The organism is Magnetospirillum sp. (assembly GCA_027532905.1).
GTDB lineage: Bacteria > Pseudomonadota > Alphaproteobacteria > CACIAM-22H2 > CACIAM-22H2 > Tagaea.
In genome coordinates, this window is sequence record JAPZUA010000002.1 from 186,376 (window position 1) to 200,561 (window position 14,186).

General features: G+C 64.8%; 15 protein-coding genes. 14 read left to right on the forward strand and 1 reads right to left on the reverse strand.

The features are described from left to right. Nucleotides 1-2: 2 nt before the first annotated feature. The 8 genes from glmS (at nt 3) to gor (ending at nt 7,116) form a co-directional block, all read left to right on the forward strand. Nucleotides 3-1,826, forward strand: a complete 1,824-nt coding sequence (gene glmS / locus O9320_08945; GenBank protein MCZ8310968.1) for a glutamine--fructose-6-phosphate transaminase (isomerizing) — start codon at nt 3-5, stop codon at nt 1,824-1,826. A 51-nt stretch (nt 1,827-1,877) separates the two neighbouring features. Continuing rightward, nucleotides 1,878-3,365, forward strand: coding sequence for an NAD-dependent succinate-semialdehyde dehydrogenase (locus tag O9320_08950; GenBank protein MCZ8310969.1), 1,488 nt, complete (start codon nt 1,878-1,880; stop codon nt 3,363-3,365). 87 nt (nt 3,366-3,452) lie between these two features. Next, a complete protein-coding gene (locus O9320_08955; GenBank protein ID MCZ8310970.1) occupies nt 3,453-3,782 on the forward strand; it encodes a metalloregulator ArsR/SmtB family transcription factor in 330 nt (109 codons plus the stop codon). After that, nucleotides 3,779-4,261 (forward strand): SRPBCC domain-containing protein, encoded by a 483-nt coding sequence (locus O9320_08960; protein ID MCZ8310971.1) that lies wholly within the window; start codon nt 3,779-3,781, stop codon nt 4,259-4,261. The genes O9320_08955 and O9320_08960 overlap by 4 nt, the downstream gene beginning before the upstream one ends. Nucleotides 4,262-4,347: 86 nt before the next feature. Then, nucleotides 4,348-4,761 carry a GFA family protein gene (locus O9320_08965; GenBank protein MCZ8310972.1) on the forward strand — a complete coding sequence of 138 codons (414 nt, stop codon included), beginning with the start codon at nt 4,348-4,350 and terminating at the stop codon, nt 4,759-4,761. A 170-nt stretch (nt 4,762-4,931) separates the two neighbouring features. Beyond that, nucleotides 4,932-5,300: a hypothetical protein gene (locus tag O9320_08970; GenBank protein MCZ8310973.1), complete on the forward strand. Its 369-nt coding sequence runs from the start codon at nt 4,932-4,934 to the stop codon at nt 5,298-5,300. A 9-nt stretch (nt 5,301-5,309) separates the two neighbouring features. After that, nucleotides 5,310-5,744: a hypothetical protein gene (locus tag O9320_08975; protein MCZ8310974.1), complete on the forward strand. Its 435-nt coding sequence runs from the start codon at nt 5,310-5,312 to the stop codon at nt 5,742-5,744. Nucleotides 5,745-5,757: 13 nt separating this feature from the next. Continuing rightward, on the forward strand, nt 5,758-7,116 hold the full coding sequence (gene gor / locus O9320_08980; GenBank protein MCZ8310975.1) for a glutathione-disulfide reductase: 1,359 nt from the start codon (nt 5,758-5,760) through the stop codon (nt 7,114-7,116). On the opposite strand, the gene O9320_08985 is transcribed toward gor, so the two are convergent. Beyond that, nucleotides 7,117-7,938 (reverse strand): YdcF family protein, encoded by an 822-nt coding sequence (locus O9320_08985; protein ID MCZ8310976.1) that lies wholly within the window; start codon nt 7,936-7,938, stop codon nt 7,117-7,119. Between the two features lie 197 nt (nt 7,939-8,135). Between O9320_08985 and O9320_08990 the strand changes: the two genes are divergently transcribed. From O9320_08990 to O9320_09015, 6 genes are read left to right on the forward strand one after another with little or no spacing between them, the layout of a single operon-like run. Then, nucleotides 8,136-9,242, forward strand: coding sequence for a BMP family ABC transporter substrate-binding protein (locus O9320_08990; GenBank protein ID MCZ8310977.1), 1,107 nt, complete (start codon nt 8,136-8,138; stop codon nt 9,240-9,242). Nucleotides 9,243-9,253: 11 nt separating this feature from the next. After that, nucleotides 9,254-10,363, forward strand: coding sequence for an ABC transporter permease (locus tag O9320_08995; GenBank protein MCZ8310978.1), 1,110 nt, complete (start codon nt 9,254-9,256; stop codon nt 10,361-10,363). Next, nucleotides 10,360-11,283: an ABC transporter permease gene (locus O9320_09000; GenBank protein MCZ8310979.1), complete on the forward strand. Its 924-nt coding sequence runs from the start codon at nt 10,360-10,362 to the stop codon at nt 11,281-11,283. Before O9320_08995 ends, O9320_09000 begins: the two co-directional genes overlap by 4 nt. Further along, a complete protein-coding gene (locus O9320_09005; protein ID MCZ8310980.1) occupies nt 11,280-11,972 on the forward strand; it encodes a cysteine hydrolase in 693 nt (230 codons plus the stop codon). Before O9320_09000 ends, O9320_09005 begins: the two co-directional genes overlap by 4 nt. Beyond that, nucleotides 11,969-13,489, forward strand: coding sequence for an ABC transporter ATP-binding protein (locus O9320_09010; GenBank protein MCZ8310981.1), 1,521 nt, complete (start codon nt 11,969-11,971; stop codon nt 13,487-13,489). The genes O9320_09005 and O9320_09010 overlap by 4 nt, the downstream gene beginning before the upstream one ends. A 6-nt stretch (nt 13,490-13,495) precedes the next feature. Further along, on the forward strand, nt 13,496-14,164 hold the full coding sequence (locus O9320_09015; GenBank protein ID MCZ8310982.1) for a cysteine hydrolase: 669 nt from the start codon (nt 13,496-13,498) through the stop codon (nt 14,162-14,164). The last annotated feature ends 22 nt before the right edge of the window (nt 14,165-14,186 follow it).

Consider the following 14,186-nt stretch of genomic DNA (forward strand, 5'->3'; position numbering starts at 1 on the left):
TCATGTGCGGGATCGTCGGAATCGTCGGCAAGGGACCAGCCACGCCGCGTCTGGTGGACGGGCTGTTGCGGCTCGAATATCGCGGCTACGATTCGGCCGGGGTCGCGACCGTGGTCGATGGGCATATCGAGCGGCGTCGTGCGGAAGGGCGCATCCGCAATCTCGAAGCGCTGCTTGTCGAAGAACCGCTGACGGGATCGACCGGGATCGGCCACACGCGCTGGGCCACGCACGGTGCCCCCACGGCGAACAATGCGCATCCGATCGCGACCGAAAAAGTCGCCGTCGTGCACAACGGCATCATCGAAAATTTCGCCGAGCTCAAGGCCGAACTCGTCGCCAAGGGCCGCATCTTCGCGACCGAGACCGACACCGAAGTGGTGGCGCATCTGCTGACGGTGCTGATCCTGGAGGGGCGCACGCCGGATGCCGCGATGGCGGCGGCGATGCATCGACTGCACGGGGCGTTTGCCCTTGCCGTTATTGTGGCCGGGCGGCCCGGTCTGCTGCTGGCCGCCCGACGCGGCTCGCCGCTTGCGATCGGCTACGGCGAGGGCGAAATGTATGTGGGCTCGGACGCGCTCGCACTCGCCCCCCTCACCAAGATGATCTCCTATCTCGACGACGGCGACTGGGCCGTGCTCACGACCGACAGCGTCCAGGTCTACGACCAGACCGACAAGAAGGTGGCGCGCGAAGTGCGCGAGACGGTGCTGTCGGGCGCATTGGTCGGCAAGGGCAATTTCCAGCATTTCATGCAGAAGGAAATTTTCGAGCAGCCGGCCGTGATCGGCGACACGCTGCGCAGCTACGTCAATCCGGCCACGCATCGCGTGACCTTGCCCGAATTGCCGGTCGATCTTGCCGCACTCAAGCGCGTGCAGCTCGTTGCGTGCGGCACGTCGTTCTATGCGGCAAGCGTGGCGCGCTATTGGATCGAGCAACTCGCGCGCCTCCCCTGCGACGTCGAGATCGCGTCGGAATTTCGCTATCGCGACCCGGTGCTGGAAGATGGCGGCTTGTCGATGTTCGTCTCGCAGTCGGGCGAGACGATCGACACGCTGTCGGCCCTGCGATTTGCGCGCGGGCGCGGTCAGAAGATCGCGGCCATCGTCAACGTGCCCGAAAGCTCGATGGCGCGCGAAGCCGATGCGTTGCTGGCAACCCATGCCGGCCCCGAGATCGGCGTCGCCTCGACCAAAGCTTTCACGACGCAGCTGGCCGTGCTTGCCGCCTTTGCGTTTGCGGCCGCGCGCGCGCGCGGCACGCAGAGCCCCGAGCGTCTCGCGGCGCTTGCCCAAGCCATCGCCGGCATCCCGGAGAAAGTCTCGGCCGTGCTGGCGGCCGACGAGCATATAAGGGCCGCCGCCAAGATCGTCGCCCCGGCGCGCGACGTGCTCTATCTCGGGCGTGGCACGGCGTTTCCGATCGCGATGGAGGGTGCACTCAAGCTCAAGGAGATCAGCTACATCCACGCCGAAGGCTATGCCGCCGGCGAGATGAAGCACGGGCCCATTGCGCTGATCGCACCCGACGTGCCGGTGATCGTGCTCGCCCCCAACGACGAATGGTTCGAAAAGACCGCGTCCAACGTGCAGGAAGTGCGCGCGCGCGGCGGCCAGGTCGTGCTGTTCTCGGACAAGGAAGGCATCGCCAAAATCGGCAATCTCGCGGTCGCGGCGATCGAATTGCCGCCGTGCGATCCGTTCGTGGCACCGATCCTCTATTCCGTTCCCGTGCAACTGCTCGCCTACTACGTGGCCCTCATCAAGGGCACCGACATCGACAAGCCGCGCAACCTCGCCAAGAGCGTGACGGTCGAGTAGCGGGCAGGTATAGTACGGCACAAACAAGCCGAATTTTCTGGGGAGAAAAACATGGCCGAACCTGCCCGCGCAGCCCGCTACAGCGGCGTTGCCCTCAAGGACCCGTCGCTGTTCCGCCAGCAAGCCTATATCGACGGCGCTTGGTGCGAAGCGGATTCAAAAAAGACGTTTGACGTCGACGATCCGGCCACGGGCACGATGCTGGGACATGTGCCCGATATGGGCGCTGCCGAAACGCGCCGCGCCATTGAAGCTGCAGAGCGCGCCTTTGCCACGTGGCGAAAGGTGCCCGCCAAGCAGCGCGCTGCGGTCTTGCGCAAATGGCACGACCTCATGATGGCGAACGCCGACGATCTCGCCCTGCTGATGACGATGGAGCAGGGCAAGCCTTTGGCCGAATCGAAGGGCGAAGTCGGCTACGCCGCCTCGTTCCTCGAATGGTTCGCCGAAGAAGCCAAACGCGCCTACGGCGACGTGATCCCGACGACCGCCAACGACCGCCGCTACGTCATCACGAAGGAGCCGATCGGCGTCGTTGCCGCGATCACGCCGTGGAACTTCCCGGCCGCGATGATCACGCGCAAGGCGGGCCCGGCGATCGCGGCGGGCTGCACGGTCGTGCTGAAACCCTCCGAACTCACGCCGTTCTCGGCGTTGGCGCTGGCCGAGCTTGCCGAGCGCGCTGGCTTGCCCAAGGGCGTGTTCAATGTCGTGACGGGCGACGCACCGTCGATCGGCAAGGAGCTCACCGGCAACCCGGTCGTGCGCAAATTGGGATTCACGGGCTCGACCGAGATCGGCAAATTGCTGATGGCCCAGTGTGCGGGCACGGTCAAAAAAGTCTCGCTCGAACTGGGTGGCAACGCGCCCTTCATCGTGTTCGACGATGCCGATCTCGACGCGGCCGTCGAGGGCGCACTTGCCTCCAAATACCGCAACACCGGGCAGACTTGCGTGTGCGCCAACCGATTCCTCGTGCAGGACGGCATTTACGATGCGTTCGCCGCGAAGTTTGCCGCCGCCGCCAAGAAGCTCAACCCGGCACCGGGCACGGAGGCGGGCGCGAGCCAGGGTCCGCTGATCGAGAACGCGGCCGTCGATAAGGTCGAGCGCCACATCGCCGACGCGCTCGCCAAGGGGGCCACATTGCTCACCGGCGGCAAGCGCCATGCGCGCGGCGGGCGTTTCTTCGAACCCACCGTGCTGGCGGGTGTCACCGCGCAGATGCTCGTCGCGCGCGAGGAAACATTCGGGCCGGTCGCACCCTTGTTCCGCTTCAAGACCGACGACGAGGCGGTCCGCATGGCCAACGACACCGAGTTCGGCTTGGCGGCGTATTTCTACAGCCGCGACATTGGCCGCGTGTGGCGTGTGTCCGAAGCGCTCGAATACGGCCTCATCGGAGTCAATGCCGGCGTAATCGCAACGGCCGAAGTGCCGTTCGGCGGCATGAAGGAGTCGGGGATCGGCCGCGAAGGCTCCAAATACGGCCTCGAGGAGTTCATGGAGGTCAAATACGTCTGTATGGGCGGGCTTTGACTTTGTCCGATGCCGACACCCCCAGCCGCCGGAAACGTCCAATCAAATAGTATATACTTATGAATTAGTCAGTGCTAATTTGACGGTATGCTCGATGCAAACACCGTCGGTACCGTCATGCGCGCACTCGCCGATCCGACGCGGCGGGCGGTTTTTGAACGCGTGGTCCACGCAAACGAGATCAGCGTGATCGATCTCACGAAGGGCAGCGGCGTGACGCAAGGTGCGATCTCCCAGCACCTGAAGTCATTGAAGCAGGCCGGTCTGGTCGCCGAGCGTCCGGAGGGCCGCAACGTTTATTACCGTGCGAAACCCGAGGGGCTTGCGCCCCTCGTCGATTGGATGGGCCACTACGGCGCCTTCTGGCACGAAAAGCTCGCCAATCTCGGCGCTCTCTTGAAGGAAATCGATCCATGAACGACGTGACGTCGAAGCCGGCCACGCGGGAAATCGTCATCGACAAAGTCTTTCCGCACGCGCCTGAGAAGATCTGGCGGGCGCTCACGGATGCCACGTTGATCGGCCGCTGGCTCATGGCGCCGACGGGTTTCGCCGCGACGAAGGGGACGGAATTCACGTTCCAGACGAAGGCGGCCGGTGCTTGGGACGGCGTGATTCGGTGCCAGGTGCTGGAGGTCGTAGCGAACGAGCGCCTTGTCTATTCGTGGCAAAGCGGACATGCCGGAAATATCGGCTACGGCGCGCCGCTGGACACTGTCGTCACCTGGACCCTCTCCGCTGCCGCGAACGGCACGCGCGTGCGGATTATCCATTCGGGCTTCGTGCTGCCGAAGAACGACACGGCCTATTCGAATATGGGCGAGGGCTGGAAGAAGGTCGTGCGCAACCTCGATGCGCTTGTGGGCGAGCCGGCACTGTCTAAGCACCTGAATTGAACGCGCCGGATGCCGAGGCACGTCGCACGCGTCGTACAAAATCAATCTAAAATAATGTTCTGTCCAACCGAATAAGGAGACGGCACGTGCGTAAGGCCTATACCGGCGGATGCGCCTGCGGCGCGATCCGCTACGAAATATCCGGCGCGCCGATGTTTTCGAACCACTGCCAGTGCCGCCACTGCCAGCAAAACAGCGGCACAGGCCACGGCTCCTATCTGACATTCGCTTCGCGCGCGGACGTGAAGCTAACCGGGGCCGCGACGCATTGGGACATGCGCGGCGACAGCGGAAATGCAAAGTCCCGCGCGTTCTGTCCGACCTGCGGATCGCCCGTCTATCTGGTTTTTTCGGCGATGCCCGACCTGTTCACAGTGCACGCGGCAAGTCTCGACGATCCCGCCCGGTTCGAGCCGCAGGCGGTGACCTACGGCAGCCGCGGCTACGCATGGGATTCGCTCGATCCGGCACTCCCGAAATTCGACACGATGCCGACGTGAGCGGCACGGCCGAAATGCCGCTCGGCGACATGAAGGGTGCTGGCATTGGGCACGAAGGCTCTAAATACGTCTGTATGGGCGGGCTCTAGGCCAGCCGTTGGGTGCATTGGCTTGTTGGGGCGCGGCGCGCTAAACTGGTGTTCCATCAAGCCGTTCAGGCGAGTCGCCCCATGCCGTCGGAGACCCGGTTCATCTTTTTCGAAACTGGCGAGCTTTTGCGCGCAAGTCTCGATTGGGCCGTCGCCAACGGCAAGAAGATCGGCAAGGCCAAACCTTCGCGTCTGCATGTCGATCTCGAAGCGTTGGCCGTCAGCGTGCATTTCGACGTGAAGGGTGCCGAGCAGCCGACCATCCCGCCGCTCGAACTCAAAAGCGAACATCTGCAGACGGCCCTGCTGACCTTGTGCCGCAAGCAGAAGATCCCGCTGCCGATGAAATCCGCCAAAACGCTGATCGCACTCCAGAACCAGATCACCTTCATGATCACGCTGACGAACGAAAACGACGCGCCCAAGATCAAGATCGAATACGCCGATTGAGAGGCCGCCATGTCCGCCGACGGCTCGGACCTCGCCGCAGCATTGTCATTCGCCGCCAAAGCCCTGTTCTATTTTGCCGCCATCCGCATCGTGACGACCGCGGTCGTCGCGGCCTCGCTGCCTGCGGGTGCTGCGCGCGAGTCTGAATTGCGCTGGCGGCTCTTGTATCTCGACCGTTGGCCTGCCTATGTCTTCACAGCCGCGTGGCTCGTCTATTTCGGGTACGCGGCCCTTGGCGCTGAATCCGTGTGGACGCCGTCGGCGGCGGCTTTTCTTGCGGGGCTCACGCTGGTGCCGGTGCTGTGGAACAAGCGCTTCGGCCGCTACGATTACGCGCCTTCGCTCGCCGTCTACGCCGACGTGCGGCGCGTCTATCGCCGCCAGATCGCGTGGCTGACCGTTGCGTCGATCGCTGGTATGGTCCTGCTGTTCGACGCCGTTTGAGGAAAATCAGTTTATGGACAGTTTCGACTTCGATCTCTTCACGATCGGCGCGGGCTCGGGCGGCGTTGCCGCCTCGCGCCGGGCGGCGAGCTACGGCGCGCGCGTGGGCATTGCCGAGAATTGGCGCGTGGGCGGCACTTGCGTACTGCGCGGCTGCGTGCCCAAGAAGCTGCTCGTCTACGGCACGCATTTCGCGCACGAGATGGAAGACGCGCGCGGCTTCGGCTGGGACGTGTCGGGCGCGCTCGATTGGGGCAAGCTTGTCGCCGCTAAAAACGCCGAGACCAAGCGCCTGGAAGGCATCTACCAGACGATGCTCGACAACGCGAAGGTCGAGACGTTTCTGGGGGCGGCCAAGCTCGTCGACGCGCACACGGTCGTGATCGGCGACAAGCGCATTACGGCCAAATATATTCTGATCGCAACCGGCGGGCGGCCCGAACGGCCGGCCATTCCGGGCATCGCGCACAGCATCACCTCGAACGAAGCGCTCGACCTCACGTCGCTGCCGCGCCGTGTGACGATCGTCGGCGGCGGCTATATCGCGGTCGAGTTCGCGGGCATCTTCCGCGCGGCCGGCTCGGAAGTGACCCTCGTCGTGCGCGGCCCCAAAATCCTGCGCGGCTTCGACGAAGACGTGCGCGACCATCTGACGTCCGAACTCGTGCGCCAGGGGATCGAGATCCGCGCCAACTCTAAAGTGGCGCATATCGACAAGATCGGCTGGATCCTGCGTGCGGCCCTCGAAGACGGCAGCTCGCTTGACACCGAGCAGATCATGTACGCGACCGGCCGCGTGCCCAATGCCGACGGGCTCGGGCTCGAAGAGGTCGGCGTCGTGCGCGACAAGGCCGGTGCCGTCGCGGTCGACGAATGGCAGCAGACGAGCGTGCCCGGCATCTACGCAGTCGGCGACGTCACCAACCGCATCAATCTCACGCCCGTGGCGATCGCCGAAGGCCGCGGTTTGGCCGAGACCTTGTTCAACGCGAACCCGACAACCGTCGACCACAACGACATCGCCTCGGCCGTGTTCAGCCAGCCGCCCGTGGGCACCGTGGGCTTGAGCCAGACCGACGCCGAGCGGCTGCACGGTATCGACGGCGTGGACATCTATCGCGCGGTGTTCCGGCCGATGAAGCACACGCTGTCGGGCCGCCAGGAGAAGACGCTGATGAAGCTCGTCGTCGAAGCGGCGACGGGGCGCGTGCGCGGCTTGCACATGGTCGGCACCGATGCGCCCGAGATTGCGCAGGCGTTTGCCGTGGCCGTCAAAGCCGGGCTCACCAAAAAGGATTTCGACCGCACGATCGCCGTGCATCCGACGGCGGCCGAAGAATTCGTGCTGATGCGCGAGAAGGTGAAGCGCTGACTAGAGCTTCGGCAGCCACGCATCCGTTCGGCCGAGCCAGTAGTAGGCGGTGAGCCCGACGAGCTCCGACAGCGCGCTGGCGAGGATCGGAAAGGGGCCGTCGAAATTGCGCGGCAGCGACCAATCGTCGGCATCCTGCGGCAGCGCGCGGTAGCCGACCGGGTAGGGGATCACATTCCAGCCCGCTTTGCGAAAACAGCCCAATGCGCGGGGCATGTGGAAGGCCGAGGTCACGAGGAGCCACGTTTCGCCTGGCTTGGGCTTGGCGAGGTCAAAGCTGTTGCGCGCGTTTTCGAACGTGTTGCGCGACTGCTCTTCGAACTCGACGCGCGCTGGATCGAGCCCCAAAACGGGAAGCAGAATGCGCGCCCCGGCCGCATCTGTCGTGGCCGGGTCGAGCGGATTGCCCGAGCCACCGGAATAGACGATGCGCATCTGCGGATAGCGGCGCGCCAAATCGGCTGCCGCCACCTGGCGCATCGGCGGGCCGCCCGGCGAAAGTGGCCGGGCCTGCAGCAGAACATTGTTGGCGTCCCCGCCGAGCACGACGATGCCGTCGATATGCGCCGGCAATGCGGCGGGTGCTGGGATGCGCTCTTCGAGCCATACGCTCAGGCTTTCGCCGAGGGGAAGTGTGCCGATCGCGATTTGGAGTGCAAGAATGCTCGTCAGAAGCGCGCGCGCCGCACCCCGCCACCGCGTCCACAGCAGTACGATACCCACAACGAGGCCGAAATAAAGCGGCAGCCGCAGATCGATCGCCAATCCGACGATTTTCGAAAGCCAAAACAGAAGCGTTTGCGTGTCCATTTCGGGCGCCATGTGGCCTCGCGCCCGCGATTCCGTCAAGAAGCTGCTGCAGATGCGGACATCTGCATATAAATTGGGCGGTGAAATCGTGTTGGCGTCGTGCATCGGCCCATGCGGCCATGGCACGGCAGTTGCTCCGCCGAGCACACATGTCGGTCGATGCAAGACGCAACGCCGGACAAACAACCTTAATCGAGGGGAGAGCGAGCATGGATTTCGACAAACTGTCGCGCCGGACTGTTCTTAAATCGGCAGCTGCGACTGGGTTGGTGACGGCCTTGGGTGCGCGCGCGGCCAATGCTCAAGCCCCGCTCGTGGTCGGAGCCATCTATGTCGGCCCGCGCGACGATTTCGGTTACAACCAGGCGCATGCGCTCGGCATTGCCGAGCTCAAGAAGGTGCGCGGCGTCAAGGTCGTCGAAGAAGAAAACGTGCCCGAGACGATCGCCGTCCAGAAGACCATGGAATCGATGATCCAGCTCGACGGCGCCAAGCTCATCGTCGCCACGTCGTTCGGCTATTTCGATCCGCACATGCTGGCGATGGCCGCCAAGTTCCCGCAAGTCGAATTCCGCCACGCGGTCGGGTTGTGGGACGAGAAGAAGCACCCGAAGAATGCCGGCTCCTATTTCGGCTATCTCGACCAGGCCCACTATGTGAACGGCGTCGCCGCCGGTCTCGTGACCAAGACCAAGAAAATCGGCTTCATCGCCGCCAAGCCCATTCCGTCGCTGTTGCGCAACATCAACGCCGTCCTGGTGGGTTTGCGCAAGAACGTGCCCGACGCGACCGTGACCGTTATCTTCACGGGCGACTGGTCGCTGCCGGTGCGCGAAGCGGAGGCCACCAACGCGCTGATCGATGCGGGCTGCGATGTGATCACCTGCCACGTGGACAGCCCCAAGGTCGTGGTGCAGACGGCCGAGCGACGCGGCGCGATGGTGCTCGGCCACAATGCGAGCCAGGCCTCGCTCGCTCCGCGCGGCTTCATCACCGGTGCGGAATACAAGTGGGAGACGATCTACCAAGGCTTTGCGGGCAACCTTGCCAAGGGCGAGAAGCTGCCGAACTGGGTGCGCGGCGGCTACGATCTCGACTTTGTGCGCAACACGGCCTACGGCGCGGCCGCGACAGAGCCTGCGCGCCGCGCGGCCGATGCCGCGATCGCCGACATGAAGGCCGGCAAGCCGATTTTCGTCGGCCCCTTCAAGGACAACAAGGGTGCGGTCGTCGGCACCAAGACCTACGACAACTACGCGCCCGAGCTTGAGGGCATGAACTATCTGATCGAAGGCGTGGTCGGCTCGACGAGCTGACGGAAACGTTCGTGGACGCAAGCCCAGCCGCATCGCCTGCACCGGGGGGACTCGTTTCCGCCGGTGCGGGTGCGCGCCTGCGCCAAGCCGCCGAATACATCGCGATCCCGCTTTTTGCGCTCGCGGTTTCGGCCGTCTTGTTTTCGCTGTTTTTGCTCGCACTCGGCCATTCGCCGGACGAGTTCTTTTCGCTGCTGTGGCGCGGCGGTTTTGGTACCGCGTTTTCGTGGCGCAACACCCTGCAGCGCGCGGCACCCTTGGTGCTGACGGCTTTGGCGGTCGCGATCCCGGCGCGTATTGGCCTCACCATCATCGGCGGCGAAGGGGCCGTGGTGCTGGGCGGGCTTGCGGCCGCCGCTATCGCCATCCCGCTCGCAGGGACGGTACCCACGCTCGTGCTGCTCGGCTGCATGGCGATCCTCGCGGCGTCGGTGGGGGCAGGCTGGATCGGCCTTGCGGGCTATCTGCGCCATGCGCGCAACGTCAATGAGACGATCTCGAGCCTCTTGCTGGCCTATATCGCCATCGCGATTCTGAATTTCACGGTCGAAGGGCCGTTGCGTGATCCAGGCTCGCTCAACAAACCTTCGACCCCGCCCATCGGGCGCGAAAACATGCTCGCACCCGTGCCGGGCCTCGAAGTGCCGTGGGCGCTGGTCGCGGGCATTGCGGTCGCGATCGCACTCCATCTGCTCATGTCGCGCACGACGTTCGGCTTTGCCGCCCGCGTGACCGGCGGCAATCCGCGTGCGGCGCGTGCACAAGGTCTGCCGGTCGGCCGCCTAGTCGTGCTGTGCACGGCGATTGCGGGTGCCTGTGCAGGGCTCGCCGGTTTCTTCGAGGTCGCGGGTATTCACGGCAATGCCAATGCGGCGTTGGCCGCAGGCTACGGCTATACGGGTATCCTTGTGGCGTTTCTGGCACGCCACAACCCGATCGCGGTTGTCCCCGTCGCGATCCTGTTCGGCGGCATTGCGGCGGCGGGCGGCCTCATCCAGCGCCGCATGGGCCTGCCGGACGCAACCGTGCTGCTGCTGCAGGCAACCGTGTTCGTGGTGTTGCTTGCGAGCGAAACGCTCTACGGCCGCTTGCGCTTCTTCAAAGTGGGCGCGCGCGCATGAGTGATCTCGCAACCCTTGCGACCGTCTTGTTCGCGATGATCGGCGGGGCGATCCGCGTCTCGACGCCATTCCTGTTCGTGTCGCTGGGCGAGTGCGTGACCGAGAAAGCGGGCCGCATCAATCTCGGGCTCGAAGGCACGCTCGTGCTAGGGGCGATGGCCGCCTACATGGTCGCCTACGAGACCGGCGATCCGTGGCTCGGCGTGCTCGCGGCGGGGTGTGCGGGCCTGATCCTCGGCGTCATGCACGCAACCTTGTGCAGCCTGCCGCGCGTCAACGACGTTGCGATCGGCATCGCGCTGATGAGCTTCGGCACCGGCCTCGCGTTCTTCTTCGGCAAACCCTACATCCAGCCGCAAGCGCCGCGCCTGCCGTCGGTCGAACTGGGCGGCTGGATCGGCAATCCGCAATTGGCCGAAGCGCTGACGATCAATCCGCTGTTTTTCATCGGCGTGGCGCTGGCGTTTTTCCTGCGCTGGGCGTTCGACAATACGCGCTACGGCTTACTGTTGCGCATGGCGGGCGATTCGGTTGCGGCGTCGCGCGCGATGGGCGTGTCGGTCGATGGCGTGCGGCTCGCTGCAACGGCAGCCGGCGGTTTTCTCTCCGGCATCGGCGGTGCGTTTCTGTCGCTCTATTATCCGGGCAGCTGGAACGAAGCTTTGTCCTCGGGCCAGGGCTTGATGGCGGTCGCCCTCGTGATCTTTGCGCGCTGGGATCCGCAGCGCTGCTTTTACGCGGCGATGCTGTTCGGTGCGGCGGGTGCGCTCGGGCCGGCGTTGCAGTCCGTCGGCATCGTGAAGGGCTATTATTTCTTCAACGCGGCCCCCTACATTCTCACCTTGCTGATCATGATCGGCGCTGGGCGCAACGGCAAAGCCGCGCGCGCGATGCCGAGCGAATTGGGAGTCCAGCGATGAGCAGCGCACTGCGCCAAATCGTGTCGCGCCCCTATCCGTGGCCGTTCGACGGGCAGCTTTCGCGCGACAACACGGCGCTGATCGTGATCGATATGCAGATCGATTTCTGCGGCCCCGGCGGCTATGTCGACACGATGGGCTACGATATTTCGCTCACGCGCGCACCCATCGAGCCGATCCAACGCGTGCTGGCGGCGTTTCGCGCACGCGGCATGCCGGTCTTGCACACGCGCGAAGGCCATCGCCCCGATCTGGCAGACCTGCCCGCCAATAAGCGCTGGCGCTCGCAGCGCATCGGGGCGGGGATCGGCGATCCCGGCCCGTGCGGGCGCGTGCTGGTGCGCGGCGAGCCGGGTTGGGAGATCATCCCGGAGCTTTCCCCGCTGCCCGGCGAAACCGTGATCGACAAGCCCGGCAAGGGCTCGTTCTGCGCGACCGACCTCGATCTCATCTTGCGCCAGCGTGGCATTCGCAACATCGCCCTCGCAGGGATTACGACCGACGTGTGCGTGCACACGACGATGCGCGAAGCCAACGATCGCGGCTACGAATGCGTGCTGCTGGCCGATTGCTGCGGGGCGACCGATGCCGGCAATCATGCGGCCGCCCTCAAGATGGTCGAGATGCAAGGCGGGGTGTTCGGGGCAGTTGCCGACAGCCACGCTTTGATTGCGGGGCTGCCGTCATGAGCGGTGCGATCGGCCTTGCCACCGTCGGCATGACGAAGATCTTCGGCGACTTCACGGCGCTGGAAGACGTATCGATCGACGTGCGTGCGGGCGATTTCCACGCGTTGCTCGGCGAGAACGGGGCCGGCAAATCGACGCTTGTCAAATGCATGATGGGTTTCCAGCCGCCGACGCGCGGCCAGGTGCTGCTCGACGGCAAACCGGTTTCGATCGCCGATCCGCGCGCGGCGCGCGATCTCGGCATCGGCATGGTCTACCAGCATTTCACGCTCGTACCCTCGTTCACGGCTGCCGAAAATCTCGTGGCCGCGCGTGGCCATGTGCCGGCCGTAGTCGATTGGGGCAAGGAGCGCAAAGCCCTCGACAAGTTCCTCGAGACTACGCCGTTCCGCGTTCCTCTCGACCGGCCGGTGCGCGAGCTGGCGGCCGGCGAGAAGCAGAAGCTCGAAATCCTGAAGCTGCTTTATCTCGACCAGCACTTTTTGATCCTCGACGAGCCGACCTCGGTGCTCACGCCCGGCGAGGCCGACGAGATACTGGGGCTGCTGCGCGGCATGACCGATGCGGGGCTCGTGAGCGTGCTCATGATCACGCACAAATTCCGCGAGGTGAACGCATTTGCGCGGAACCTGTCGGTGCTGCGGCGCGGCCGCTTGGTCGGCACAGGGGCCGTGGGGGCCGTCACGACCGCCGAGATGACGCAAATGATGGTCGGCGATGCCGTCCCGCGCCCGCGCTCGGCGCGCGTGACGCATGCACCGGCGGCCGAGGCAAAACGCGCGCTCGAGGTGATCGCCCTCTACGCGTCGGACGATGCCGGCACGCCGCGCGTGCGCGAGCTTGATCTGCATGTCGAGCCCGGCGAAATTCTGGGCATTGCGGGCGTATCGGGCAACGGCCAGAGCGAGTTCATCGAGGCTTTGACCGGCCAGCGGCCGATAGACGACGGGCGCGTGTTTGTGGCGGGCCAGCCTTTCTCGCCGACGCGTGCGGATTTCGCGCGCTTCAAGGTGTTCGGCCTGCCCGAAGAGCCCTTGCGCAACGCGGCTGTGCCGCGCATGTCGGTCGCCGAGAATATGGCGCTGCGCAGCTTCGACCGCGCCCCTATCGCGGGCGTGTTCGGTTGGCTGCGGCCGGCGACGATGCGCGCGCGCGCGCGCGATCTTGTGGCGCGCTATCGCGTGAAGACGACGTCGATCGATGCGGCCATCGAGACGCTTTCGGGCGGCAACGTGCAGCGCGCGATCCTGGCGCGCGAATTGTCCGAGGCAGTCGATCTGCTGATCGTCGTCAATCCGTGTTTCGGTCTCGATTTTTCGTCGGCCGCCGAGATCCGCAACCAAATCCTCGAAGCGCGCAACAAAGGCACGGCTGTGCTGCTCGTCTCCGAAGATCTCGACGAAATCCTCGAACTCGCCGACCGCGTCGCCGTAATGAGCCAAGGCCATATCGCGATGACCGCGCCCATCGGCGAGACCGACCGCAACGCGATCGGCCGCGCCATGGCGGGGCATTGACCAGCCATGGCGATCGCGATTCCCGCACAGCCTTATGCGTTTGCGCTCGACGAAGCGTCGGTCGCCCTCGTGGTCATCGACATGCAGCGCGATTTCGTCGAGCCCGGCGGCTTCGGTGCTTCGCTCGGCAACGACGTGTCGCGGCTCGAAGCGATCGTGCCGACGGTCGCGCGCCTGTTGGCATTCGCGCGTCGGCGCGGGTGGCGCGTGCTGCATACGCGCGAGAGCCATCGCCCCGATCTTTCCGACTGCCCGCCCGCCAAGCGCCTGCGCGGCAGTGCGGCACTTCGCATCGGCGACGCAGGACCGATGGGCCGCATCCTCGTGCGAGGCGAGCCCGGCAATGCGATCCTCGAGGCGGTGGCGCCCATCACGGGCGAGACGGTCGTCGACAAGCCCGGCAAGGGCATGTTCTACGCGACGGACGTAGCCGACATCCTCGCGAAGTGGGGTACCACGCAGCTGGTTTTTGCCGGTGTAACGACCGAAGTGTGCGTGCAAACCTCGATGCGCGAGGCCAACGATCGCGGCTTCGAATGCCTGCTGGTCGAGGATGCGACGCAAAGCTATTTCGAGGAATTCAAGCAGGCAACGCTCGCCATGATCCGCGCGCAAGGTGCTATTGTCGGCTGGACGACGCCTCTAGCTTCCCTCGAAGGCGCTCTAGAGGGCTGAAACCAAAAGGAAAATCGTTTGG

Excerpts from the sequence above, each read along its gene's own strand:
- O9320_08950 (MCZ8310969.1), top strand. The coding sequence starts at position 1,878 with ATGGCCGAACCTGCCCGCGCAGCCCGCTACAGCGGCGTTGCCCTCAAG.
- O9320_09010 (MCZ8310981.1), top strand. The coding sequence starts at position 11,969 with ATGAGCGGTGCGATCGGCCTTGCCACCGTCGGCATGACGAAGATCTTC.
- O9320_08990 (MCZ8310977.1), top strand. The coding sequence starts at position 8,136 with ATGGATTTCGACAAACTGTCGCGCCGGACTGTTCTTAAATCGGCAGCT.
- O9320_08975 (MCZ8310974.1), top strand. The coding sequence starts at position 5,310 with ATGTCCGCCGACGGCTCGGACCTCGCCGCAGCATTGTCATTCGCCGCC.
- O9320_09005 (MCZ8310980.1), top strand. The coding sequence starts at position 11,280 with ATGAGCAGCGCACTGCGCCAAATCGTGTCGCGCCCCTATCCGTGGCCG.
- O9320_08970 (MCZ8310973.1), top strand. The coding sequence starts at position 4,932 with ATGCCGTCGGAGACCCGGTTCATCTTTTTCGAAACTGGCGAGCTTTTG.
- glmS (MCZ8310968.1), top strand. The coding sequence starts at position 3 with ATGTGCGGGATCGTCGGAATCGTCGGCAAGGGACCAGCCACGCCGCGT.
- O9320_08955 (MCZ8310970.1), top strand. The coding sequence starts at position 3,453 with ATGCTCGATGCAAACACCGTCGGTACCGTCATGCGCGCACTCGCCGAT.
- O9320_08985 (MCZ8310976.1), bottom strand. The coding sequence starts at position 7,938 with ATGGCGCCCGAAATGGACACGCAAACGCTTCTGTTTTGGCTTTCGAAA.
- O9320_08960 (MCZ8310971.1), top strand. The coding sequence starts at position 3,779 with ATGAACGACGTGACGTCGAAGCCGGCCACGCGGGAAATCGTCATCGAC.
- O9320_09015 (MCZ8310982.1), top strand. The coding sequence starts at position 13,496 with ATGGCGATCGCGATTCCCGCACAGCCTTATGCGTTTGCGCTCGACGAA.
- O9320_09000 (MCZ8310979.1), top strand. The coding sequence starts at position 10,360 with ATGAGTGATCTCGCAACCCTTGCGACCGTCTTGTTCGCGATGATCGGC.
- gor (MCZ8310975.1), top strand. The coding sequence starts at position 5,758 with ATGGACAGTTTCGACTTCGATCTCTTCACGATCGGCGCGGGCTCGGGC.